Consider the following 23,753-nt stretch of genomic DNA (forward strand, 5'->3'; position numbering starts at 1 on the left):
CCACCATGCCGAGCTGCCGGAGCGGAACCGGCCCATGGGTCACCTGTGACAGAGTGGTTCATGCCCTTGAGTACGTATCACCTCAGGACTTCCGTCGCCGTGTCCGACATTCGGACGGCGGTCGCCTTCTACGAAGGCAAACTGGGCCTGCAGGTGCTGCGGTCCGGCCCGAGCGCCCACATCGCCGACGGCAGCCGTGTCTACGGTTCGGGCGGCGGGCCAGCGCTGAATGTGTACCAGTCGGTCACCGCCGGGAAGACCGCGGCGACGCTGGCGACGTGGTACGTCGACGACATCGACCAGATCGTCGACGAGCTTGCCTCGTCCGGTGTCGAGTTCACCCGCTACGACCAGTTCGACCACGACGCCAAGGGGATCACTGCTCGGGCCGGCGGTGGACGCATCGCGTGGTTCCAGGATCCGGACGGCAACACCTTCGCCCTCGAAGCCGACGTCTGATCCCGTCGGGCTGCGGAGGCGCTCCAGGGCCACGAGGGCCAGCAGACCTGGGTAGTTTCCCTGTCATGAGTGATGACACCTTCCGCTCGGTCGAGATCGAGCGCACCAGCGTGGGGAACTACGTCGCGCGGAACGTCCGCGGCGGGTCGATGTCGATGGGCACGGGCGAGGACGCCAGCTTCACGCCGGTGGAACTGCTTCTGGCTGCCATCGGCGGCTGCACCGCGATCGACGTGGACCACATCACCAGCCGCCGCGCCGAGCCGACCCGGTTCTCCGTTGCCGTCACCGGCGACAAGATCCGGGACGAGGCCGGAGGAAACCGGATGCAGAACCTCACGGTCGAGTTCACCGTGACGTTCCCGGCCGGTGCGGACGGCGACAGGGCGCGCGAGGCGCTGCCCCGATCGCTGCAGCAGTCGCACGAACGGTTGTGCACCGTCTCCCGCACCGTCGAACTGGGCACTCCCGTCTCGATCGTCGAGGCTACGGAATCCACCGCCGACTGAGCTCTCGTCATGCCGCCAACGAGCCCACTCCTTGGGCAGCGACGGTCTAGACCACGCCGGACAGGTACTCCCCACGTCGCTGCGGTTCGAACTTCTCGATCGCGTACCGCAGCATCACTCGCGGCATGGCCCGGTAACGCCGGGCCAGGAACTCCTCCTCCGCCGCCCGGTCCCGGTTGCCGACCTCGCGCAGCATCCAACCCACCGCCTTGTGTACCAGGTCGTGCGGGTCGTGCAGGAGCCGTTCGCTGAGCCGGAAGGTCCAACGGAAGTCGCCGGCCCTGATGAAGGCGAACGTCGCCATGATGGCGATGCGCCGGTCCCACACGAGGCTGGACCCCGCCAACCGATCCAGGACGCTGCGGTCCTTGTCGATCAGCCAGGGGCCGACGATGTACGGCGCGGAGGAGTCCACCAGGTCCCAGTTGTTGATGTGGCCGGTGTTGGACAGGATGACGTCGAAGATCCGGCCCCGTTCCGCCGCGTCTGCTCTGGCGAACTTTCGCACCAGGATGAACAGCGAGGTCAGCCTCTCCTCGTGCACGCTGCTGGTCAGTAGCTTCGCCGTCTCGGCGAGGGAGAGGTCGCGCCAGTACCGGGCGGCCACCCCGCGCTGCTTTGGCACGGAGACACCGATGGCGCGATCGCCCTCGCCGTAGCCGCCCGGAACCATCTGCAGAAACCGGCTCACAGCCTCCGCCCGCTGCTGGTCGGCGAGGCTGGCGAGTTCGCTGCGGACGTCGGCGATCGTGGCCATGACTGTGCAACCTACCGCGACCGGCTGCCGCATAGGATCGTGTGACACAGGTGCGGCTGAGATGCGGGGCCACTCGACGGGAACGTCGGATCGGAACGTCTCCTCGGAAGGACGACGCATGGCGCTGGGTCGAGTACTGGTGGTGGGTCTCGATCCTGCCAGGATCCCCGGTTGGGACCCTGAGCCGGTCCAGGCCGCGATTGCGCGCGGTCAGGCCCGTTTCGGCGATCATGGCATCGAGGCGGACCTGTGCCTGGTGGCACCCGACGAGAACCCCGAAGCGGCGATCGTCGAGGCACTGACCCGCAGGACCTACGCGTGCGTGGTCATCGGGGGCGGTATCCGGAAGCACGAGCCGTTGCTCGGGCTCTTCGAGAAGGTGGTCAACCTGGTCCGGCAGCACGCACCCGACGCGGCCCTCGCCTTCAACAGCAGCCCGGAGGACACGGCTGATGCCGCACTCCGGTGGCTGCGGTAGGGGCAGACGCCGCCTCAGGCGCAGCGGGGACGGCTTCCAGGTCGAGCCAGTTCCGCCAGGAGTGCGTCCAGGGACAGGTCCGCCGGGCAGCAGGAGGTCCGCGTCCGTGAAGCGGGCGTGGTACGCGTGCGGGTTCGACACCGCGCCGCACTGTGTTTCACCCCGACCAGCGCGTCCAGGCCAACCCGATCGAGGCCCGGTTCGGGCCGCTACGCACCATGGCCGGCTCGAACCACCCGAAGCACACCGCTGGCCCGAGAGCTGCAGGACTGCCTGCGCTGCGCAACGCCAACGCCCGTCACCGCGACTTCCGGCAGCTCAACGCCGCGAACACGCCTGACTAACCGACACGTCCCGGCCGGTGCATCCAGGGCGCGACTCTGGGCGCCGCCGCGATCAAGGCGACCGCGAGCCCCGTGATCACCGCTTGTCCGATTCGGCCGGGCGTGATCCCCGGCGCGGTATCCAACACGTAGTTGGCGTACCCGTTCGCCGCCGCATCGCTGGCAAGCACGGCACAGCCGAGCAACAGCCCTTCGATCCGCCGCAGCGCGAGCAACACCGCCGCGAGCGGGTCGAACACGACCAGCGAGGTGAAGTACAGCAGCAGCCAGGCAGGAGTCGACGGGCTCGGACCACCCGGCCGAACGCCGAGGAGGTCGCCCACGTGAACGATCCCCCCATATGCGAGGACGCAGACGGCACCTGTCACGACGACCCGAACCCACCCGGGCACACCGGCCCACCGCCGGAGCGATGTCCACCTCACCGCCTGCACGGGGCCCCCGTTTCCGATCGGGCATCGGCCCGCCCGTGCCGCACCGAAGCCTATGCGGCGCCAGGACCTTCGCGGCGCTGGCCTGAACCATCATCGACGGCGACGAGACGTTCCGAATCTCCAAGCTGGGCCTCTCCGGAACACCGGCAACGTTCGTGGACACCGCACCAAAGGTGTCTCGCACCTCTTCTGGTCACGAATTCCGTGGACTGTCAGAAGCCGTGATCAGAGACTGTGGCGATGGAGCCGACAGAGAGTGCGCTGATCGTCGCCGTGCCCGAGGCCGAGCGGGCCGTGGGGCGCTTCCGGTCCGCTCTGGACATCGCGGCCAGCTGGGGAGTCCCCGCTCATGTGACCGTGCTCTACCCGTTCTTGCCCCCAGACCGGATCAACGACGATGTGCTCGCCACCCTGAGCCAGATCTTCGAAGCCACACCGCGGTTCGATATCTCGTTCGCGGAGGTCAAGTGGTTCGGAGACACTGTGGTCTGGCTCTCGCCGCAGCCGGATGGCGGGCTGCGCCAACTCACCGCGGCCGTGTGGCGGCGATTCCCCGAGGCTCCGCCGTATGCCGGCGCCCATGCCGACGTCGTACCGCATCTGACCATCGGCCATGACGCCCCGACGCACGTCCTGGCCCAAGCCGCCGAGGCTGTCGCCGGCCACCTGCCGATCCGCGCCACTGTCGACGCGGTCCGGCTCATTGCCGGGGCACCGGAACCCGACTCCTGGCACACACTGCGCGAGTTTCGGCTCGGCTCGGCCTAGCGCCGCTGCATAGCTGCGCCCCTCAGCCGACCCATCCCGAATCCCCAACCCACCGCCGCCGGCATTGCCCATCTCCAGACCATCCCCCTCGCCCGCTGACCACCGGACAGCACCGGGAACCTTCGTCCCGCCCGAGTTACGAGACGTCGCTTAGGAGAACCCTGCCGCAACACCGCTGAGGACGATCGACGCGTGAGCCGTGGGCCGGGTGTGCGCGGATCCGGACGGTAAGCCTCCGAGACGACAGCCGTAGAGGATCCCGTGTTGACCGGTTGTGTCGGAAAGGCTCAATAGTGCGCAGCACAGCCTCGCCAGGTCTTTCTACGGTGGCGGCCACACCAGACACCTACAAGTCGCGAGTGAGGACCCATGACCATGCTCGGACCTCCAGCAGCTGCGATCGACGACCCCATGGTCGACACCTCTGAAAAGATCGTCGATGACATGCTCGCGGCCGTCGTGCCGGTGCTGCGCGGTCGCACCGCGGACGGCGAGGCCCAGCGGCGTCTGCCCGACTACGCCGCATCGGCCCTCGTCGAGGCAGGAGCGTTCCAGGTTCAAGTGCCCAGGTCCCTGGGCGGACTTGAACTCAATCCCCTCCAGGCGACACGGCTCGTGGAGGAGATCTCGAAGGTCGACCCCAGCGCAGGGTTCCTGGTAGGCAACATGAACAGCCAGGCGTTTGCCATGATGGCTCTGTCGGCCGAGGGCGTCGAAGAAGTGTTCGCTGACCCTAAAGCGGTCATCTGCGGTGGCGCTTTCCCGCCGGCTCGGGCGGTCGAGGCGCCCGGCGGCTACCTCGTCTCCGGGCGCGCTCCCTTCGCCTCCGGGGCGCACATCGCCACCTGGGTCACCGCCTACGCCATGCTCTTCGAGGGCGACCAGCCGAAGATGACCCCGCACGGCCCGGTCATGCTGCTCGCCGCAATGGCCCGCGAGGACTGCGAACTGGTCGACAACTGGAACGTGTTGGGGCTGAAGGGAACCGGTAGCCACGACTACGCCTACCACGAGGTCTTCGTCCCGCATAACCGGGTGGCGCCGCTGACGCTTGGTGAACCTAACCGCTACTTCTCGGGCCCGCTCTACAGATCGCGTCTGTGGTCAGGACACCCGGCGTTCGCGGCCACCGCACTGGGGGTGGCGCGGGCCAGCCTGGACGAGGTTACGTCGCTGGTGCGAACCAAGAAGGGCAACTTCATGATGGAGGTGCTCGGCGACAGCCCCTCGATCCAGCGCCAGCTCGGCAAGGCCGAGGCGCGCTACCGGGCGTCTCGGGCCTACCTCTACGACACCGTTGACCAGCTCTGGCAGCACCAACTCGCCGGGGAGTTCGTTAACACCGAACACGGCATCTCGATGCAGCTCGCTGCCTGCTACGTGATCGAAACCGCCCGGGAGATCAGCGAGATCGTCCACGAGATCGCCGGGTCGACAGGGTTCCAGGAGTCCAGCCCGTTGGAGAAGTACTTCCGCGACGCGCACACGATCAGCCAGCATGCCTTTGCCTCCCAGACGCGCTACGAGTCCGCCGTCAAGGCGATGCTCGGCAAGCAGAATGACTGGCTGTTCTTCCAGCTCTGACATCCCGACCGACCAGCCAGGGCTTCCCTCGACAGCGAGGACGATATGACGATTCCGGCCATTCTTGCCGAGAACCTGGGACGTACCTTCGGCGACAAGGTCGCCATTAACAACGTCAACCTCAAGATCCCTTCCGGAGAGGTGTACGGACTTCTGGGGCCCAACGGCGCCGGCAAGTCGACCATCGTCCGGATCCTGTGCACGCTGCTCATGCCTACCCAGGGGCGTGCGCGCGTTGCCGGCTACGACGTAGCGACCGACCCGATGGCCGTGCGCCTGCGCATCGGCGCCGCACTGCAGTCGACCGCCATCGACGGCTTGCAGACTGGCCGGGAGATGCTGGCGCTGCAGGCACAGCTGTACGGCATCTCGTCGGGGGTGGCCCAGAAGCGGATCGCGGAGCTTGAGGCGCTCGTGGATCTGGGCAAGGACTTCGACAAACGGGTCTCGACCTACTCGGGCGGTATGAAGCGTCGGCTGGACATTGCCATCGCCATGCTGCACCGCCCGCCGATGCTGTTCCTCGACGAGCCGACGACAGGGCTGGACCCGCGCAGCCGCCAGCAGATGTGGGACGAAGTGCGACGGCTCAACCAGGAGTTGGGTGTCACCATCCTGCTGACGACCCAGTATCTCGAGGAGGCGGACTCTCTGGCCCACCGCATCGGGATCATCAACGACGGCGGTGTGGTGTCCGAGGGCAGCCCGCGGGAGCTGAAACGCTTGGTCCGCGACGACATCGTCGTGGCGAACGTTCAGGGCGACGCCGTCTCCGTGGAATCCCGCTTGGCCGACATCCGAGGCGTCAAGTCTCTGACGGTCACCGGCGATCGCATTGAGGCCCGCGTCTCCGACGGCGCCCAGGCCATCGGTTCGGTAGCGATCGGGATCCAGCAGGCCGGGTTGACCCTCAACGACATCACGCTGCGTACGCCCACCTTGGACGACGTGTTCATGGAGCTCACGGGCGCCCACATGAACAAGGAGGTTGGGCATGAGCCTGTCCGCTGACGCGTCGCCTGGCGTCGCGACCAACGTGGACGCCGAGCAGTTCGGCGTGGACCCGGAGCTGCGGCCGCGCGACCAGTCGTTCATCCGAGACGTCCTGATCATTGCCCGTCGCTCGATCCGACAGTTGCCCCGCGAACCCGAGGCCGTGTTTCCTGCGCTGCTGATTCCGGTCTTCTTCATGGCGGTGAACATCGGTTCCCTGGAAAAGCTGACCGAGTCGGCTCTCGCCATCGACTACAAAGCGTTTCAGTTGCCCGTCGGCATTGTCTTCGCGGTGACCGGCATCAGTCGCGGCGCTTCATTGGTCGCGGACCTGAACTCCGGGTACTTCGACCGGTTGCTCATGACACCGGTTTCGCGCCTGGCGCTGCTGATCGGCACCATGGCCGCCGACTTCGTCCTGGTCGCCCTAATGACGCTACCCGTCCTCTGCCTCGGCTTCATCGTCGGCGTCGGGTTCCACAACGGTGTGCTCGGCTTCCTGGTCTTCGTCGGCATCTCCGCACTGTGGGGCATGGTGTTCCCCGGATTCACCTACGCCATCGCCTTCAAGACCGCAAGCCCGGCTGCGGTCGCCTCGGCCACCATCCTGTTCTTCCCCTTCGCCTTCCTCACCACCACCTTCCTTCCGAAGGATCAACTCAACGGCACCTTGGACGCAGTGGCCACGGTCAACCCCGTGACCTATATTTTGGAAGCCCTGCGCAGCCTGCTCACCGAGGACTGGAACATGTCCGCAATCGGTCCGGCCTTGCTGGCGATCGGCGTCGTCGGGATACTGAGCATCGGTCTGGCCCTCACCGCTCTCAAGGGCAGAGTCAGCCGCAACTGAGCCCGGGGCGGGGGTTCAGGCAGGCAATGCACGCAGCACCAAAGGAGACGTCGTGAATTATATTCAGACATTCATCGCGGTGGCGGAGGACTGCAAAGTCGATCACGCGAAGGTGCCCGCATCCCGCGGGTCGTCCAAGACGGTGGCCGAGATCCAGTACGAGATGCTGTCGGAGCACCCCTTCACCTACACGCAAGAGGACGTGCTGTTCGAGTCCTGGTTCGCCCGCCAAGGGTTGGACGTCAGTGAGGAGGAGAAGGCTGACCTGCGCGCGCAGTTCTTCTCCAAAGAGCAGCCCTGTCTGCGAACCTCACCGCTGACACGAACGCACGGGTGGGGGATGGTCTTCGACGAGGATGGGCGCGTCGCCCTCTGTGCGATGGACTCGCCTGAGTACACCGACTTTCTCAAGGCCGACGACCGCAAGGTGATCAGAGCCCTCCGTACCAAGCGCGCTTGATCTCCGAGCGCATCCCTGCTCTCGGCTCCCTTCAACAACCGACCTCAGGAGGTCACCGCTTCATGATCGCCACGTACACCGGCACCACCCTGGACTGCGCCGACCACACTGCTCTGGCGGGCTTCTACGGTCAGGTTCTGGGCTGGGACATTGTCCACAGCGACGAGGGCTCGACCTACCTGGCGAGCAGCACGGGCGCCAGGCTGGGCTTCCAGAAGGTGGAGAACTTCGTCGCGCCCGTGTGGCCGGACGGCAAGGTTCCCCAGCAGAGCCACCTCGATCTGGAGGTGACCGACCTCGACGAGGCGGAGAAGAAGCTGGTCGAGCTGGGCGCCACCAAGGCCGAGCACCAGCCGGGTGGCGACTACTGGCGGGTGTTCCTCGACCCGGCGGGTCACCCGTTCTGCATCGCCCTGCCGATGGGCTGACACGCCCCAGCGCCAGCCTTCGCGACGACCCCCCGACCTTGTGGTCGGGGGGTCGTGGCATGTGCTCACGCTCTTGACCGGCATAGATGAGCGGCGTCAGCACCATGACGGGCGTCGTCCAGACCGCCTCTCGACGTAGGGCCGAGCTTCGAGGCTCGTACGAAGGTCGACACGGCCGGGCAGGCCCTCTACTGAGGGGACGCCTACGCCCGCTCAGGGTGACACAAACCAGGCCTGGCTCGCCGCGGCCCTGTCGACCTTCTGTGGCCCTGTTCGCGACCCATTGAGGGCTAGCTGACGGGCCGGATATGGATTTGTCGAACCTGACCGGCCCTACCTCCGGTTCGTGCGGCCGCCTCTCGCCGGCCAGGGCGGATGTTGGCTCACGGCCGCTATGGCAGGCCGCGGCGTCGCGTCCTGACGCCTCGTGAAGCGCGGGAACTCGCGGCTGGACGAATGCTCGATGAAGGACTCGGCCCACCGAGTCCCGCAGTTGTCAGCTGGCGTCGCTTCTCGAGCGGTTCCCGCGCCTCGGCGCACTCACCGGATCCCTGAGTCCATGCGTCGGGAACCATGCGGATTCACCCGATCTCTGGCGATGCCGGTGGTGTTCGCATGCTATGGCTGGATGTTCCATGCCCTCTGCCCGCATCCTCGCCCGGAAAGTCTCCGTTTGATACGTGCGGTCTCGTGTTGCCTGCGGCCGTGCGGCTGGCTCGCGCCCGACCGCGCCCAACCCACCTACCGATACTCAAGGAAAGCCATGGCCCAACGAACGTTCCTCGATCACATCGAGGTTCTATCCACGCCCAACACCATTTTCCACGTCTACTCTCAGGTGGAGAAATGGCGGGAGTGGGATCACAGCATCCAATACTCGCACGTCGACAAATTCGAGTCCGGTGGTCGTGGCGTCCTCAAATCCAAAAATGGTCCGAAGTCCAAAATGGAGCTGCTCGAGGTCACCGACGGCGCGTCCTTCACGACGAAGTTCGGACTGCCGATGTGTGAGATGCGGCTGAAGTACGAGCTCCAGCCCGTCGGCGAGCGTAGGACCGAGGTCACTCACAGCGTCACGTTCGATGGAAAGCTAGCTGCTGTATTCGCGCTGCTGTTCGGCCGTGAAGTTCGCAAAGGGCTGCCGGCAGGGCTGCGTCGACTGAAGTCGATGTCGGAGGGCGAATTCGACAGACAGTCGTCCCGTGGCGCGTCAACATGACGGGGGAGCGGTGCGGAAGCCCGTTCGTTGACTTGATCACGCTCCCGGATAGCCGGCGGTAGCGCCAACCGTTCCCTTTGGCATGCCGACGGGCTCGACGATCGAGGCCCCGCGGGCCGCGTGACCACGAGGATTGTGACGTCGAGGGACGCAATCGGCCCTGGGGCATGTCGCCGGCGGGGGACCGGGACTGCCCCTGTCGACTTCCTGCGTGTCGCCTACCGTCGGAACGGCCCTCTCGTCCCGCCTCGTCCGCCGCTCATGAGCCCCCGAAGAGCCAGGCGCATCGGCATAACGGTCTCGGCTACCGATGCCAGCGGGGGTCCTCGTCGTGGCCTCCGATGGTTACCGTGAAGCCTCGTCGCGTTGCCGGGGGGTTTTCATGAGGCGTCAGCTCGGGATCCTCGCCTCGATGCGCGCTGCAGGTCTAGGCGTGATCGTCGCGGCCCTGGTGGTCCTTCAGGCCGCGAGCCCAGCGCAGGCGCACAACGAGCTGAAGGAGAGCAACCCCGCGAAGGGCTCCCGTCTGACATCCGCGCCCCCGCAGGTCGAGCTGGTCTTCGCCGAACGGCTCGATGCTCGATACACCTCGGTGCGGGTGACCGATGCCAAGGCGAAGGCGGTGGTCAGCGGGGCGCCGGTCATCACCGGAACGCGTGCCAAACAGGCCCTCCGGGCAGGGTTGGGTGCGGGCACGTACACGGTGGCCTATCGGGTGGTGTCCGTCGACGGGCATCCGGTGGCAGGTTCCTTCACGTTCGCCGTCATCGGCTCGTCTCCTGCCACGTCCGAATCCGTGACGCCCGGCCCTCCTGCCAGCGCCACCGACGCCACGACGGCACCGAGCGCCACCCATCAGCCCAAGCCCGCGGGCGCTCTGGACGGTGCCGGTGTGGTGGGACTGGCGCTGTTGGCGCTGATCGCCGCCGGCGGTGGGCTTTTCTGGCGAGCGAAGCGGACGCGCAGGAAGTAGCTCGTCCCGTTTCCACCGGCGGCGAAGACCGAGATCCACATCAGTGGACGGTGTAGGTGTTCAGGCGGTGTCAGCCGGCACACCTGCGCGAGGCCGCTCGGGGCAATTTCGATCATGGCCTGCTCAACGTTGAGCACGGTGCCGAACCGGACCCGCATACCGTCGATGACGGGCAGACGGCCCGTACCGCGCCGGCAGACGGGAGCTGGAATGGACTCGCCACGCTCGACGTTGGTGCATCACCTGCTCGACGAGCGAGCCGCGCTCACCCCCGATGCCATCGCGGTCGTCCACGGTCCGGAGAGCTGGACGTATGCGCACGTGAGGCAGGCCAGCACCGGCTACGCGCACTGGTTGAGGTCGCGCGGAGTCACTCGCGGCGACCGGGTCGTCATCGCAGCATCGCGGGCCTCGAATACGGTGGCGCTCGTCTACGCGATCTCGCGACTCGGCGCGCTGTACGTCATCGTCGACGAGAAGCTCGGATCGTTCGTCCTGCGCCAGATAGCCGATGACTGCGAACCCCGACTCGTCGTCGTCAACGGAACACCGCCGCCGGGCGTACGGGATGCGTTCGGCGACTGCGTCGAGATACCGGAGTGGCGGACGCTGACGGACGATGGGCCGCTTCCCGCTGCACCGTGTCTGTCCGTCGATCCGGTGAGCCTCATCTACACCTCCGGCAGCACCGCTGCGCCGAAGGCGGTTGTCTCCGCCCATCGTGAGGTCATCTTCTCGGTGCGGGCCATCCAGGCCCGCCTCGGATACCGCAACGACGACACGGTCTTCTGCTGCCTGCCTTTGTCCTTCGACTACGGTCTCTACCAGGCTTATCTCGCATGCGTCTCGGGGGCTGCGCTGGTGCTCGGCGACGCGGGCGCCGCAGGTCCGCCACTGTTGACAGCGCTGCTGCACCACCGGGCGACGATCCTGCCTGCCCTTCCCACCCTGGCCACCATTCTGGTCATGCTGCTGGGTCGCTCAGGCAAGTCCGCTCCGGGCCTGCGGATGGTGACCAACACCGGGGCGGCCCTGTCGCCGGCTCTGACCCAGCAGCTGCGCACCCTTCTACCGCAGGCGAAGGTGGTGCCGATGTTTGGCCTCACCGAGTGCAAGCGGGTCACGATCGCACCGGTCGACGACGCCGACGTGCCGGCGGGCTCCGCCGGAACCGCCCTGCCCGACACGGAGATCTTCGTCGTCGACGAGAATGACCGCAGGCTGCCGCCGGGGGAAGTCGGGCAGCTCGTGGTTCGCGGGCCCAATGTCATGTCGGGATACTGGCGGGCGCCGGCTGAGACGGCGCGCCAGTTCCGCGTCGACGAGTTCGGTGTGCGGTCGCTCTACACCGGCGACCAGTGCCGCATCGACGCCAAGGGCCATCTCTACTTCGTCGGCCGTCAGGACGAGGTGTACAAGCAGCAGGGCATTCGAATTAGCGCCGCGCAGGTGGAGGCGGCCGCTCTGGACATCACGGGAATCAACGGCGCTGCCCTGCTGCCACCCGACGGCGACCGAGGCGCACTGCTCGTGGTTACCGGAGGCCTCAACGCCGAGACGGTCATGATCGAGCTGCGAGAGCGACTGGGACGTGCCCGCCTGCCCCAGGATTGCCGGGTGCTTGAGACGCTGCCCGTACGTGCCAACGGGAAGATCGACAAGAGGGCCCTGCTCGAGACGTTCGACGCTCCTGTCTCTGTTGGCGCCACGACCCGTAACGGCCACCGCCATGACTGACGCCACGCTGGCCGCTCGCTTCGGCACACCCTTGTACGTGTACGACCAGGCGGAGATCCGGGCAGCCCACGCCGCCTTGACCGCGGCGCTACCGACGCCAGGTCGCCTCTACTACTCGCTGAAAGCCAATCCTCACCCGCACGTCGCCGCCACGCTCGCGGCACTCGGCTGCCATGCGGAGGTCAGCTCCAGCGGGGAGCTCACCGCCGCACTGGAAGCCGGCTTCGAGCCGGAACGAATCATGGTCACCGGGCCCGGCAAGGCAGACGGCACCCTCGACATCGCCATGCGCCACGGCGTCCACCGCTTCTCCGCCGAGTCACCGACCGATCTGCAGCGGATCGGCCTCGCGGCCACGCGGGCAGGAGTGGTGGCGCAGTGTCTGTTACGCGTCAACGCTGACCGTGTGGTCACCGGGATGGGTCTGTCGATGACGGGTCGCGCCTCGCAGTTCGGCGTCGACGCGTCGTGGGTCGCGGCGAACCCTGCGGAGTTTCGGGCCGCGGGAACCCAGGTGACCGGACTTCACCTCTACATGGGAACGAACATCTCCCATACCGACCGCCTGATCGAACAGTTCCGTACGAGCGTCGCCCTGGCCGCTGACCTCAAAGGCGCGCTGGACGTGTCGGAGATCGACCTGGGCGGCGGTTTCGCCGCTCCCTACGCGCACCGGGGCGCCCGGCCGGACTATCCCGATCTCGCCGATCGGCTGGCTGAGCTGTTGGACGATCACCTGTCAGGCTGGCGGTCGTCGGCTCCACTGGTGTCGTTCGAAGCCGGCCGCTTTCTGGTCGCCACGAGCGGCACCCTTTTCTGTACCGTCCTCGACGTCAAGCCTTCCAAGGGCCGCACCTTCGTCGTGTTGGACTCCGGCGTTCACCATCTCGGTGGGATGTCCGGGCTGCGCCGACTGCCCCGGGTGATACCCGATCTCCTGACCACTGACATCCGTGACGTCGAGCGCGACTGCGTGCTCGTCGGGCCGCTGTGCACGCCGTTGGATACCTGGAGCGACGGTGTCGCACTCCCAGCGCTGCGCCGCGGCGACCTCGTCGCGGTACCCAACGTCGGTGCCTACGGACTGACAGCCAGCCTGGTGGCCTTTCTCGGTCATCCGGCCGCCACGGAGGTCGTCGTCGATGGCGACCGGCTGATCTCGGCGAGCCGGCTCACCCTGCAGCGCATCGCGGTCGCTTAGACCGGCAAACCGATGCATTCACGGAGAGGGTAGGACACTGAACGAGAGCTTCGTCGCCGTCCTCCGGCGGCACTTGACACTTGTGGGCGCCGGCCAGGAACTGACCCCCGACACCGTCCTCGCGGACATGGGTCTGGACTCCCTGGCGGCCGTCGCGCTGATCTTCGACCTGGAGGATGAGCTGGGGGTCACCTTGCCCGACAGTGCCTTCAGTGCCGGCACCTTCGACACGGTGGCGACACTGTGGGCGGCCGTGGACGGCGAGTCAGACCGGCAGCCCAGCGCTTCCTGACCGATCCGTCCGGCGCCACAGACGTTGCATCATGCCCCTCCGCGGGGTTGAGGTCGGGTGCCTTGGCCGGCAACCGCACCAAGGTCCACCGGCCCCGGGCGATCACCGTGAGCACCTGGGCGGCCGGCTCGCCTAGACTCCGCCGGGTGATCGTGCGGAGGGCCAGCGTGGCGGACGTGGCGGTGCTCGCGGAACTACGCGGCATCGACGCGGAAAAGCTCAAGGCGTACGCCGACTGGGTGGCCGCCCACGCGGACACACACCTGCCGTTCTTCGCCGAGATGGACGGGCACGTGGTCGGCGCCGCCTGGCTCCTCGTCGCACAACGGGTGCCCAGTAACGAGTCGCTGGACCGGTGGTACGGCGACATCCAGTCAGTCCAGGTCCGCGAGGAGTATCGCAACCGCGGTATCGGTGGCGCGCTGATGGCCGCGATTCTGACCGAGGCTCGTACGCGGGGCCTGCTGCACGTAACCGTCCACTCCGGCCGCCGCGCTGTCGACTTCTACCTGCGCAACGGCTTCCGCCACCACCGCCAGATTCTGCTCTGGGAGCCGGGTACCTCCTGACCGGACCGATCGGCCGCTACCGGCACGACAGCCGGACCCGGGGGCGACAGTCGGCTCGCAGCACCGTCACCTGCCCTGTCGATACAGATGTCAGTCTTTCAACCTTGTGTCAGCGCTCCGCGGCCAGCGTGAAACCCTCGACGAGGCCAGCGACCCGCTCGGCTTGATCCACGAGCGCGAAGTGGCCCACGGCGGGCAGGACTACGTGCGCCGCGCCGGGGAACATCTTCGCCGCCGCCCGGGTGGCCTCCGCCGAGACGATCTCGTCGCGCTCACCCGAGACGAACAGGACGGGCACCTCCGCGGTCGCCTCCCACGTGAAGTCCTCGGCCCAGAACTCCAGATGCTGCTGAGCGTAGGCGACGAGGGCGTCCGCGGAACCGAACGCCCGCCGTACCGCGTTGTCCTGCACAGCCGTGTTGGCGCCCGAGGCGGTGACCGTCCCGGGCTGAAACATCTCCCGCAGTCGGTTGGCGTTCTCCGGCCGGCGGTTCACCGCCCGACACAACACCTCCAGGTTCTGCTCGTAGGCGGTGTCCTGCTCGGGCGCTCGACCAGTGTGCTTGAACGATGCGTTGAGGAACACCATCGAACGCACCATCCCCGGATACCGCTGGCTGAACCGCAATGCGGTCTTGGGTCCGGTGCACCAGGCGACCAGATGGCAGGAAGTGACGGCCTCGGCCTGCAGGACCCGCGCGAGATCGTCCACGTGACCTGCGAACGGACGACGAGCGGCCGGCGGCACAAGGCCTCGCAGCTCCCAGGTGATCACCCTGCGGGGCAGGAGCGTGGCGACGAACCGTTGCCACGGCAGCAGGTCCTGACCCAGCGCGTTCACCAGCACCAGCGGACAGCCCTGCTCCCCGCCGCGGTAGTAGGTGAGGCCATCCGAGCCGGTCCCTATCCGCATCGTGTCCAATCCCTGTGCCTGGTCGACAGCGAGAGGCATGCTCTTCTCCTCGTTTCCCAACGGCCTTCGGGCACTACACCGGCGTGCGGGACAGCGCTACCGCGGTGCCCAGCGCCAGGCTCATGATCAGCAGCTCGGTCGATGCGAGGCGGACGAACGGTCGACGCCATCGGTGGGGTTCGGCATCGTTGAGGGCCAGTTGGGGCAAGGTCACGTGCCGATGCCGCCAGCCGCACAGGACCAGGGCGGTGAACGCCACTGCCTTGGCGCCGAGCAGAAGGCCATAACCGGAGGAGGTGAGCCCCGCCCACCCGGCGTGCAGTAGACCGGCGATCACGCCGCTCGCACCCAGCAGGACGGCGCAGCCCAGAGCCATGCTGCTGAACCGGGTGGCCGCCGACGCGAGCTGGTCCGGGGCTTTTCGGGCAAGCCAGACCAACGCTGCCAGGCCGCCGACCCAGACGGCGGCCCCGAGTACGTGTGCCATCAGCAGCATCGCCGCGGTCGTGTGGTTGCGGGTGGAGGCGGAGTGACCAACGAGCGCCGGAAGGCTCACCAGGACCAGTGATGTGAACAGGGCCGGCCATTCGCCGGCGCCGTCGTGTCGAGCCGCCGCCGCCAGGCTCATGGCAAGACCGACGGCGATGACCAGCTGAGCCGCCAGTGCCCATCCTTGGGTGAGAGTCGTCAGGAAGCGCACCACGTCGGCGGAGTTGAGCCCACTGATCGGTCGCCCGGCGACGTCGCTGGCGCACAGGATGATCTGCGCGGCAACCGCGACCGCCGCGACGGCGGCTGTCGTGCTCGCTGTCTTCAGAGCCGCGCTCCACGTGCCCGTGGCACGCGAGCTACGGTCCAGAAACAAAGCCGGCAGCAGCAGCAATCCGGTCGTCGCCACCGCGGCGACGTCGAAGACCAGTCGCGCGACTGGTAGACCCCATCCGGTCACCGGGCCGGGGTCGGGGAGCCCGGCAGGACTCGGCGCCGGCGCGCCACCACCCAGGAAGAGCGCCATCGCCAGCGACGCCAGCGCCACCAGCGGCAACGCCACACGCAACCGTGGCCGCCGGCCCGGCCGTAGCCGAGAGGCGGTCGTCACGAGGCGGGCCTGCGGTACATGCGAATCCAGTAGACGACAAACGTCAGCATGATCGCGCCACCGAGCAGGTGCAGCGCGTGGGCGACCATGAATCCCTTCAGTCCGCCGTCGATCACGGTGAAAACGAACCGGCCCGTCAGAGTCTGGCCGGCCACCGACGTGACCTGCCACTCCACGGCGTTGTCACCGCTGGCGTCGGCAGGCATGGACACGTCGAGCACCGCACTGGCGCCACCGATGTCCCGCAGTGGTGTGCGATCGCCGGTCGGTCCGATCAGGGTGACGGTAGCGCTGTCGGTCCGCACTGCTTCCCGGAATCGCAGCTCGACGCGCCGCGGTGGGGCTGTCAGCACCGCGTCGGCGCTCGGGCTGCTGGACAGCAAACCACCGTCCACGGTCGTCGCTCGCGCCGAGGACGACGCCGGTGCGCCCAGAGTAGCGATCACCAGTACGGCGATGGTCAGCGCAACCCGGACGATCACGCAGTGGCTCCGCCTACCCCGTGGCATGCGCACCTCCTCGGCTCACTAACCGGTGTAGTCCTCCAGCTGGCCGATCGGGGGTCAATTTTGAGCAGCAGCAGACGCCAGGGCGGCAGATGCTCCCATCACCAAATGGAGTCTCGTGACCGAAGATGGGAACGAAAAATGGTAGCTTCAAGTTGGCTGAAGCGACTTCTCGCCTGGGTCATCGACATGCACATCAGCATGGTCTTCCTGGTCCTCGCCTACGTCGGCAGCAATGCCGCCTACGACGCGTTCAGCTCGACCGTCGCGCTGTTGACCAGCATCGCTCTCTACGTGATCTGGTACGCGGTCGGCTTCTACAACCGCTGCATCCTCATGGGACGACGTGGCAACTCATTCGGTCGACGGTTGATCAACGCCAACTTGGTGTTCGAGAAGACCGGCAAGCCGATCGGAGTGTTCAACGCCTTCGTGCGGGAGAACAGCCACTTCATCGACTGGTTCAGCCTGGGGATCGGCTTCCTGATGCCGCTGTGGGACCGTAAGAGGCAGACCGTCGCGGACAAGGTGATGCGCACCATCACGGTGGAAGGTCCTGTGCCGAACGAGCCGGTCGTTCTCGCGGCGACTCCCGAGGGCGCCCGAGAGAGGTTCGGGCTTTCCACCGCCTGAGGAGGCTGGCGAGAGCCGCTGGTATTTGCGGGCAGCTCCGAGCCGTCGGAGCTGCCCGCAGGCACGTGTGTGGATTGCCGCCGGCCCCTGGCGGCAAAGACTACCTCGGCTTTCCGCTGCCGATGCGAACCGTCGGGTGGCTGGGGCGCGGTTACGGGGTACAGGGCGCAAGCGCGACACCGATGACCGGCGCCGAGATGGAGCGGCTCAAGGCTGCCTCCCGGCGGCTCGGCAGCCGCACGCTCGGCTGGCACGACTGCGACTTCTGCGGAGCCTTTGAGGGTAACGGCGAGTATCGCTACTACCTGCCCGGCGGGGAGATCTACGCCGCACCGATGATGGTCCTGCATTACGTTGAAGAACACGGATACCGGCCGCCTCGCGAGCTGCGCGACGGCTTGCAGGCGGCCGGGCAACTGCGGTGGGACTGGCGCGCCGAACGCTTGCACGCGGTGCTGCTGGACCAGTCGCAGGACCCGGAATTCCGGTGCCAGGCTGCGGTCGACCTCGCGAACTGGAACGACCCGCGCGCGTTGGACGCGTTGCGGCGCGCCGCACACGATGAGGAACTGGCCGACGATGCGGGAGACGAGATCGGCCGCTCGTTAGCAGCGTTCATGGATCGTGGCCTTGCGAGGGATCTGCTCGCCGAGGACTTGCACGACATGGTGCGCTACGGCATCGACGATGCATCGAGCCGGTGACATCCACGGACATCCGGATTTGCCGCGGACCGCGCGTCACGCAGCGTAATCGGCTGGCACGGAGTGGGCGTTTAGGCGTAGCCGGACATGCCGATGATAGTGCCCTAATTCTCCGATCGACCGCACCAGGTGTGCAGTTCGTGACCAGTGGGTCCCGTCCCGGCCCGAAGCTGACCAGCCAGGCGTGGCCAAGCGCCTTCCACTTCCTGCATAATCCCCTGATGTCGAGGACGCCGACTCAACGACGGGCAACCTTGGCGCTGACTGTCCTGGCTGCGGTGACTGCTGCGGCGCTGGCGATCGTCACGAACTACGCCACTGATCAAGTGCCAGGCTGGCTTAAGGTGCGTCCTGCAGTTACCTGGGTCGTCCTGGCGACACTGGTGATATTAGCTGCGTGGCTGGCAGTCCGACTGGCAGATAAGAGCGAAACCGGGCAAGACGCGCCGAGACGCCGCTGGCTAGTACTCCACCACCGAGATGCGCGACTGGTGCGTTGTCTTGCCTGCGGCAAGGATTCTATTGGAACACTCAAAGCGGGAGAGAGCGGTTCCTGGCGTTGCGCGAGATGCGGCCGGACGTCGGTCGCGAGTGTGGACTCGATTGCACGAGTGACGACCGAGACTCCCGGATACGGTAAGGTTCGATACACGCAGCGGGCTTCACTCTTCGGCCTCCTCACGAAGGTGTACAGATCCGAGGCGCTGGAACAAGCAAAACCAGCACCCTACACCCATCGCGACCTCAATGACCCGGGCGCAACGGTCATCAGTCAGACGGTCGACGGGATGTTCCAACGCGAGTTCCGGGCGGCCTTCATGCGAGGGCTTCTGCGTGACCGCTGGAAGCGGATCGCTGGCTGGAGTGCTTTCGGTTCGCTCCTAGTCCCATGGGGACAGGTAGGTAGTCCGATGCAATTTGCTTGGCGCGTTGCGCTGGGCTTTTGCGTCTGCGCCCTACTCGGCATCGGACTGCTTTGGCTGGCTGGCCGGCGTACCATTCGCAAATGGATGAGTTCGCGAAAGGCCCTCTACTGCTGGCTTCAGCGCCCTGAGGGGATCGCCTTGGCGGTGGTGATGGGTCCGACCCCATGGTACTTCGAAGCCCTGCGGATTCTCGGCGGGCGAGAGGCCCAAAAGTTGGGAGTCGAGCTTATGCACGATATCTGCCGATATGCCGATCGCAACAACTTAACTTTGTCTATGAATGCCAGTGACCCGGACTGGTTGATTGGGGACCTGCATTTCGAACAAGTGCCGGAACGGCGGCGACGTGGCTACACCATGCTGATACGGCCACCGTCAGGGAGTCGAGGACAGTCGAAAGTCGACCGCCGCAAACGAAAGCGGACGAAAGGTCGTCAGTAGGGCGATCAAAAAACAGAAAAAGGAATGGCTGGATGCATAAGGATGTTCCTCGTCCATGGCCAATAAACGACTGAGATGTGCTTCGCTCCCGCCAACTGCGTTCGATCACTCTCATGCCGCGATCCGCGACTGCAGCTGAAGTGTTAGGCCCCGGTTGAGCCGTTTCGGGAGCCCGCTCACGATGAGCCGGCTCCCCGGATCCTGGCCCGGCTCGAACGGCGCTGCCATCCCTGGGTCAGTGACGTGCGGTACCGGCGCCGCACGTTGGGCAGGCCGGCCTCCGAGGACAGTGCGTCCAAGCCCTGGTAGGGGGTTCGTAAACGTCGCCGCTTGTTCCTGCTCCCCATTCCGGTGGGCACACAGTCAGCCATGGCCGTAGCTGCGAGAGGTGGCTGCTCCGATGGCCATACCTCAGGCCAATGCCCGCGATCTGGCGAGGAACGACCTGTGGGAATATCCACCGCCGGTCGGCGGCCGCACCCTAGTCACGAGCCGGGGATCGGGGGAGCAGGTGGGCAGCAACAGGCTGCCCTGAACGGCCTTGAACTGCGTCCAACGGCATCGAACAGGGCCCAACTGCACCCACCCCTGCCTGCGGCTCCATGTTGCCGCAGGGCAGAGTCGGTGCAGCATCCTGTTTCACACTGAGGCGTCACTGTCCGTTGGATCCGGAGCATGAAGGCGGAGCTGGTGACCGCGGTACGAGCCTTCAACCGCCTCTGTCGATGCGTCACGGAAGACTGCGCCGCAGGCTAGACACTCCACGTGATACGTCGTGCCGCCCGGGTTATCTTCCTGCCACCTGTGTGGCTGACCTGCCTTCACCCACTTCGGCGCCCACTCAACGTCGAATGCGTAGGTGATGTTGATGGCGATGGACTCCGCGAGGTTCCCCAACGTCGCGTCGTCGAGCTGTAGGTTCAGCGGGACGTTCATGGCCACGATTTCGTCACGAATGTTCTCGGTGAGGCGCTCGAACGTATCGATCGGGGGCAGCTCCGGCACCGAGCGATGTTCGCACACTGAGCGGCTACCGAAGAGGTCGGCGTGCCCGATCCATGCCCGACGCACCGGCCAACACTGGACACGTTGATGGCCTGAGCCGGGACACTCCGTGCCGCAACGGCTACGCAGGGCGTCAGCCAGCTCAATTCCTTAGCTGATGCTCCGCACCTTTCAAAACTGACGTCCGACGCTGCGTGGTCCAGGGCGCGCGGGATCCGGTCCAGTTCATGCTTGGGCCGCCGAGCGGCAGCGGCGGTCACGCTCTCGTCGCATCGCTCAAGGGCAGGACCCGGACGGCAATATGAAGCTAGTAAGCGCAGACGTCTGCTGAGAGCCAGGTAACGGCCGTCCAGCCCTCCAGCACCGCCGCTCTGTCCGCCGCTACTGTCGGTGGTTGCCGATCAAGGTATGACCGGTGGGAGGAAACGAGGCCGAATGAGTACGTCGATCGTCGTCGGAGGCAGTAACGGGCTCGGGCGGGTCATCGCTCAGCATCTTGCGGATCGCGGGGACACGGTCATCATCACCAGCCGGGACAAAGCACGGGCAGAGGCCGTGGCCGCAGAAATCGGCGGTGCCACCCGCGGGCTGGCTGCCGACCTCTCCCAGCCGAACACCATCGCCTCCGCCTTCGGCGAGGTCACGGAGGTCGACCACCTCGTCATCACCGCCACGAGCCAGACGCCGAACAATCTCAGCGACTTCGACGTGGATGCGGCGGTCACCGCGCTGACCATCAAGCTGGTCGGCTATGCCGAGACGGTACGGGTGCTGCGCGACCGCTTCCGCCCCGGCGCGTCGGCGGTGCTTTTCGGCGGGGTGGCCAAGGATCGTCCGTACCCAGGGTCCACCATGGTGACGACGCACAACGCGGGTCTCACCGGCCTGGTGAAGACCCTGGCCGTCGAGATCGCTCCGCACCGGGTCAACGTCCTGCACCCCGGCGTTGTCGGCGACAGCCCGAAGTGGAGTGCCATGCCCAACCACCCGCACGTCGCCCGGACCCCGATCGGGCGGCTGGTGACGATGGCCGAGGTCGTCGACGCGACCGACTTCCTCCTGCGCAACAGCGGTATCAACGCCCAGGAACTCCTCATCGAGGGCGGGCTCCTGGCCAACTGACACGTCGTCCCGGACGTCGGTCCGCCCGGGATGGCGCTCAGAACCTGCGCGAGAGGGTGGCCTTGGACGGATCAGCAGCTTGTTGATCGGTCCACCGGCTCAACCACCCGCCTGCAGAAGGTGCCTCTCGCGACTCGACGCAAGGATTCGCGGTCACAGCGAGGACGCCGGTATGTGCGGCCACGAGTGGTGGTCGGAACGCGAAGCCCTCCCGGTCCAGACACCTGCGGACCGGGAGGGCTTGTTGCTGACTGGATCGTAGGAGTCAGGAGGCTACGAAGTGCGTGGCACACGTGCACGGCGGTGTGCCGGCATTTCGCCCGTCTCTGCGGAACCAGTGCAGGCTGATCGCGGTCAACAAAGGGATCAGCACGATGATGTTGTAGATCAGATGCGTCTCGACCCGTGCGATGGCCAGCTGCAGGATGCTCGTCGGCACCGGCCTGCCGGCGAGGTTGGACCCTGACCATGCCTGCGCCGTCAACAGGGCATGCTCGAAGAAGTGCCACGCCTGGATGATCAGCGCCGCGGTCCACCAGGTTCGCGCCTCGCCACTGAAGGCCCGACGCAGCAGGGCCAGCCCCACCAGCATGTAGATGGCGTACAGGACGTGCAGCAGTTCCGAGGAGATGAGGAAGGGGAACGGCTCGCCCAGCACCCCGCGCGCCTGCGGACGAGGTACGTCGAACACGTAGATCTGAACGGCTTGGACGAAGTGTTCGATCCAATGGGCCAGCACGACCAGGAGGTAGATGGTGAGGGCGCGGTAGTGGCCGGCTCCGTTGATCCTGGTGAGCCAACCGGAGCGGACCTTGCCGCCGGTTGCTGTCAAGCTCATGCCTCTCCCGTTCCGTTCGTTGCAGGGTCAGCCAGTGCCTGTGGACAGTAAAACCAGATGGAAGGCGGCGACGGTCAATGTTGCGCGTGGGCCGATAACGTCACGACTTCTGCCAGGGGTAGCGGCCGTCGTGGGTGTAGCCAGTGACCGCAGACCGGAATGCCTCACCGGCGGACAGTTCGGCAAAGGTCGATACGGCAGTCCGTCGGGTTTCAACACGCGAGGGGGCAAGGGTGCCGCAGTACTGTTTGGCGGCGGCGACCAGGCCGACCGGAACCCGGCTGGTCCTGTCCAGTAGTCGACGGAGAACTCTGTCGGGATCATCGACGAGTTCGTCGACCAGACCAATGTCGGCGGCCTTGGCAGCCTGCACCGTCAGCGTGCCGAGGGTCATCGAGTAGGCGCGCTGAAAGCCGACACGGCGTACCAGGAAAGGTAGTACGGCGCAGGGCAGTAGTCCCCACAGCACCTCCGGCAGGGAGAAGTTCGCTCTGGCCGTTGCGAGCACGACGTCGCTCGCGGCGGCCAAACCGACTCCGCCGCCGACCGCCCGTCCGTCGACGACGGACACGACGAGCAGGTCACTGCTGGCGAAGCGCTCCAGCAGATCGAAGTAGCTGCCGACCCCGCGCGCCGCTTCGGCCTCGTCGTCGTCGGCCGCCTGGACGAGGTCCATGCCCGTGCAGAACGCATCGCCCTGTGCGCGGACCACCAGCACCCGCAGGCCGCGGTCGGCTTCAGCGATGTCGAGGACCCGATGTAGGTCCGTCACCCCCTCGGCGGTCAGGGCGTTGCCGGGGCGAGTTCCGTCGAGAACAACGGTCAGCGCCGGTCCGCTCTGCTCTGTCCGCACGCCGCTTGCCCGGTCAGTAGGACGTCGTGATGCAGAACGGATGACCGGCCGGGTCGAGCATCACCCGCCACGCCGTTTCTCCGGGCTGCTCCTCGGCCGGCGCGGCGCCGAGGTTCACCAGTCGGGTCGTCGCCTCCTCGATGTCGTCCACGGCGATATCGAAATGCATCTGCTGCGGGACGCCCTGGCCCGGCCACGTCGGTGCCGCGTACCCCTCCACACGCTGGAAGCCGACGCGGACGTCCCCACCGTCGGACAGGTATGCGGCGTGCTCGTCGCTGTAGATCAGGTCCCATCCGATGGCAGCCTTGTAGAAGTCGGCCAGTATCGCGGGGTCGGGACAATCCATGGTCACCGCGACCAGTTTGTTCAGCGCCGGCATGGACGGATCCTTCCTGTCAGGTACGCAGAACGGGCGACACCACCAATTCGAAGGTCGGGCCACCCACACGGCGGTTCGGGCAGGTGATACGCGTCTTCGGCAGCAGCGGGCCGCACCCGCAATGAAAGATCCGCAACGGTGTCGACGTCCGCTCAAAGTTGTGCGCCGGCGGCATACCGCCTCCCATACGTTGCTGAGCGACTTCCACGGCACAACGGCACCCAGCGATGTCGCCGATCGAGGTCACCTACGGATCCTTTCCGGCAGGCGCGATGG

The 23,753-nt window shown here is 66.5% G+C and carries 29 protein-coding genes and 1 pseudogene; 20 read left to right on the plus strand and 10 right to left on the minus strand.

Annotated elements, in window-relative coordinates; all coding sequences use genetic code 11:
* The first annotated feature begins 45 nt into the window (after positions 1–45).
* Together ACTWLT_RS14485 and ACTWLT_RS14490 are read left to right on the plus strand one after the other, a co-directional pair.
* The gene (locus tag ACTWLT_RS14485; protein WP_445318826.1) at positions 46–459 is read left to right on the plus strand and encodes a VOC family protein; all 414 of its coding nucleotides are present in this window, start codon (positions 46–48) and stop codon (positions 457–459) included.
* Between the two features lie 65 nt (positions 460–524).
* Positions 525–968: an OsmC family protein gene (locus ACTWLT_RS14490; RefSeq protein ID WP_445318827.1), complete on the plus strand. Its 444-nt coding sequence runs from the start codon at positions 525–527 to the stop codon at positions 966–968.
* Between the two features lie 46 nt (positions 969–1,014).
* On the opposite strand, the gene ACTWLT_RS14495 is transcribed toward ACTWLT_RS14490, so the two are convergent.
* Positions 1,015–1,725 (minus strand): DNA alkylation repair protein, encoded by a 711-nt coding sequence (locus tag ACTWLT_RS14495; RefSeq protein ID WP_445318828.1) that lies wholly within the window; start codon positions 1,723–1,725, stop codon positions 1,015–1,017.
* A gap of 118 nt (positions 1,726–1,843) precedes the next feature.
* On the opposite strand from ACTWLT_RS14495, the gene ACTWLT_RS14500 reads away from it, so the two are divergent.
* Positions 1,844–2,203, plus strand: a complete 360-nt coding sequence (locus ACTWLT_RS14500; RefSeq protein ID WP_445318829.1) for a hypothetical protein — start codon at positions 1,844–1,846, stop codon at positions 2,201–2,203.
* Between the two features lie 150 nt (positions 2,204–2,353).
* Positions 2,354–2,543: pseudogene (locus ACTWLT_RS14505) on the plus strand (hypothetical protein); the annotation flags it as partial.
* On the opposite strand, the gene ACTWLT_RS14510 reads toward ACTWLT_RS14505, so the two are convergent.
* Positions 2,544–2,870 carry a hypothetical protein gene (locus ACTWLT_RS14510; RefSeq protein ID WP_445318830.1) on the minus strand — a complete coding sequence of 109 codons (327 nt, stop codon included), beginning with the start codon at positions 2,868–2,870 and terminating at the stop codon, positions 2,544–2,546. It lies immediately after the preceding pseudogene.
* Between the two features lie 351 nt (positions 2,871–3,221).
* Between ACTWLT_RS14510 and ACTWLT_RS14515 the strand changes: the two genes are divergently transcribed.
* From ACTWLT_RS14515 to ACTWLT_RS14570, 12 genes are all read left to right on the plus strand, one after another.
* Positions 3,222–3,749, plus strand: coding sequence for a 2'-5' RNA ligase family protein (locus ACTWLT_RS14515; protein WP_445318831.1), 528 nt, complete (start codon positions 3,222–3,224; stop codon positions 3,747–3,749).
* 369 nt (positions 3,750–4,118) lie between these two features.
* Entirely contained in the window at positions 4,119–5,333 is a 1,215-nt protein-coding gene (locus ACTWLT_RS14520; RefSeq protein WP_445318832.1) for an acyl-CoA dehydrogenase family protein, read from the plus strand.
* 45 nt (positions 5,334–5,378) lie between these two features.
* A complete protein-coding gene (locus ACTWLT_RS14525) occupies positions 5,379–6,344 on the plus strand; it encodes an ATP-binding cassette domain-containing protein (RefSeq protein ID WP_445318833.1) in 966 nt (321 codons plus the stop codon).
* Complete coding sequence (locus ACTWLT_RS14530; protein ID WP_445318834.1) at positions 6,328–7,176, plus strand: ABC transporter permease; 849 nt, start codon at positions 6,328–6,330, stop codon at positions 7,174–7,176. Before ACTWLT_RS14525 ends, ACTWLT_RS14530 begins: the two co-directional genes overlap by 17 nt.
* Positions 7,177–7,228: 52 nt before the next feature.
* Positions 7,229–7,636: a DUF6157 family protein gene (locus ACTWLT_RS14535; RefSeq protein WP_445318835.1), complete on the plus strand. Its 408-nt coding sequence runs from the start codon at positions 7,229–7,231 to the stop codon at positions 7,634–7,636.
* Positions 7,637–7,698: 62 nt separating this feature from the next.
* Positions 7,699–8,064, plus strand: a complete 366-nt coding sequence (locus ACTWLT_RS14540; protein WP_252414530.1) for a VOC family protein — start codon at positions 7,699–7,701, stop codon at positions 8,062–8,064.
* Positions 8,065–8,827: 763 nt separating this feature from the next.
* Positions 8,828–9,283, plus strand: a complete 456-nt coding sequence (locus ACTWLT_RS14545; RefSeq protein WP_445318836.1) for an SRPBCC family protein — start codon at positions 8,828–8,830, stop codon at positions 9,281–9,283.
* A gap of 433 nt (positions 9,284–9,716) precedes the next feature.
* Positions 9,717–10,256 (plus strand): copper resistance CopC family protein, encoded by a 540-nt coding sequence (locus tag ACTWLT_RS14550; protein WP_445318837.1) that lies wholly within the window; start codon positions 9,717–9,719, stop codon positions 10,254–10,256.
* Positions 10,257–10,466: 210 nt separating this feature from the next.
* Positions 10,467–11,993, plus strand: a complete 1,527-nt coding sequence (locus tag ACTWLT_RS14555) for a class I adenylate-forming enzyme family protein (RefSeq protein ID WP_445318838.1) — start codon at positions 10,467–10,469, stop codon at positions 11,991–11,993.
* Positions 11,986–13,194: a type III PLP-dependent enzyme domain-containing protein gene (locus ACTWLT_RS14560; RefSeq protein ID WP_445318839.1), complete on the plus strand. Its 1,209-nt coding sequence runs from the start codon at positions 11,986–11,988 to the stop codon at positions 13,192–13,194. The genes ACTWLT_RS14555 and ACTWLT_RS14560 overlap by 8 nt, the downstream gene beginning before the upstream one ends.
* A gap of 82 nt (positions 13,195–13,276) precedes the next feature.
* Entirely contained in the window at positions 13,277–13,486 is a 210-nt protein-coding gene (locus tag ACTWLT_RS14565) for an acyl carrier protein (RefSeq protein WP_445318957.1), read from the plus strand.
* A 146-nt stretch (positions 13,487–13,632) separates the two neighbouring features.
* On the plus strand, positions 13,633–14,055 hold the full coding sequence (locus ACTWLT_RS14570; protein WP_445318840.1) for a GNAT family N-acetyltransferase: 423 nt from the start codon (positions 13,633–13,635) through the stop codon (positions 14,053–14,055).
* Positions 14,056–14,164: 109 nt separating this feature from the next.
* On the opposite strand, the gene ACTWLT_RS14575 is transcribed toward ACTWLT_RS14570, so the two are convergent.
* The 3 genes from ACTWLT_RS14575 to ACTWLT_RS14585 are packed head-to-tail and all read right to left on the minus strand — an operon-like array spanning position 14,165 to position 16,549.
* Positions 14,165–15,007, minus strand: coding sequence for an alpha/beta fold hydrolase (locus tag ACTWLT_RS14575; RefSeq protein WP_445318841.1), 843 nt, complete (start codon positions 15,005–15,007; stop codon positions 14,165–14,167).
* 34 nt (positions 15,008–15,041) lie between these two features.
* Positions 15,042–16,019 carry a CopD family protein gene (locus ACTWLT_RS14580; protein ID WP_445318842.1) on the minus strand — a complete coding sequence of 326 codons (978 nt, stop codon included), beginning with the start codon at positions 16,017–16,019 and terminating at the stop codon, positions 15,042–15,044.
* Positions 16,020–16,063: 44 nt separating this feature from the next.
* Positions 16,064–16,549 carry a copper resistance CopC family protein gene (locus ACTWLT_RS14585; protein ID WP_445318843.1) on the minus strand — a complete coding sequence of 162 codons (486 nt, stop codon included), beginning with the start codon at positions 16,547–16,549 and terminating at the stop codon, positions 16,064–16,066.
* Between the two features lie 165 nt (positions 16,550–16,714).
* On the opposite strand from ACTWLT_RS14585, the gene ACTWLT_RS14590 reads away from it, so the two are divergent.
* The 3 genes from ACTWLT_RS14590 to ACTWLT_RS14600 all read left to right on the plus strand — a co-directional run bounded on the left by ACTWLT_RS14590 (position 16,715) and on the right by ACTWLT_RS14600 (position 19,277).
* The gene (locus ACTWLT_RS14590) at positions 16,715–17,206 is read left to right on the plus strand and encodes an RDD family protein (RefSeq protein WP_256482042.1); all 492 of its coding nucleotides are present in this window, start codon (positions 16,715–16,717) and stop codon (positions 17,204–17,206) included.
* A 122-nt stretch (positions 17,207–17,328) separates the two neighbouring features.
* The gene (locus tag ACTWLT_RS14595; protein ID WP_445318958.1) at positions 17,329–17,910 is read left to right on the plus strand and encodes a HEAT repeat domain-containing protein; all 582 of its coding nucleotides are present in this window, start codon (positions 17,329–17,331) and stop codon (positions 17,908–17,910) included.
* A gap of 611 nt (positions 17,911–18,521) precedes the next feature.
* Entirely contained in the window at positions 18,522–19,277 is a 756-nt protein-coding gene (locus tag ACTWLT_RS14600; protein ID WP_445318844.1) for a hypothetical protein, read from the plus strand.
* Between the two features lie 639 nt (positions 19,278–19,916).
* Here the strand turns inward: ACTWLT_RS14600 and ACTWLT_RS14605 are convergent.
* Positions 19,917–20,282, minus strand: coding sequence for a hypothetical protein (locus ACTWLT_RS14605; protein WP_445318845.1), 366 nt, complete (start codon positions 20,280–20,282; stop codon positions 19,917–19,919).
* Between the two features lie 435 nt (positions 20,283–20,717).
* On the opposite strand from ACTWLT_RS14605, the gene ACTWLT_RS14610 reads away from it, so the two are divergent.
* Positions 20,718–21,404: an SDR family NAD(P)-dependent oxidoreductase gene (locus ACTWLT_RS14610; protein WP_445318846.1), complete on the plus strand. Its 687-nt coding sequence runs from the start codon at positions 20,718–20,720 to the stop codon at positions 21,402–21,404.
* 265 nt (positions 21,405–21,669) lie between these two features.
* On the opposite strand, the gene ACTWLT_RS14615 is transcribed toward ACTWLT_RS14610, so the two are convergent.
* From ACTWLT_RS14615 to ACTWLT_RS14630, 4 genes are all read right to left on the minus strand, one after another.
* Positions 21,670–22,242, minus strand: coding sequence for a hypothetical protein (locus ACTWLT_RS14615; RefSeq protein WP_445318847.1), 573 nt, complete (start codon positions 22,240–22,242; stop codon positions 21,670–21,672).
* Between the two features lie 100 nt (positions 22,243–22,342).
* Positions 22,343–23,095, minus strand: a complete 753-nt coding sequence (locus ACTWLT_RS14620) for an enoyl-CoA hydratase-related protein (protein WP_445318848.1) — start codon at positions 23,093–23,095, stop codon at positions 22,343–22,345.
* A 13-nt stretch (positions 23,096–23,108) separates the two neighbouring features.
* Complete coding sequence (locus tag ACTWLT_RS14625) at positions 23,109–23,477, minus strand: VOC family protein (protein WP_252414509.1); 369 nt, start codon at positions 23,475–23,477, stop codon at positions 23,109–23,111.
* A 16-nt stretch (positions 23,478–23,493) separates the two neighbouring features.
* Complete coding sequence (locus ACTWLT_RS14630; RefSeq protein ID WP_445318849.1) at positions 23,494–23,724, minus strand: hypothetical protein; 231 nt, start codon at positions 23,722–23,724, stop codon at positions 23,494–23,496.
* Between the last annotated feature and the right edge of the window lie 29 nt (positions 23,725–23,753).

The organism is Micromonospora yongxingensis, assembly GCF_052601155.1.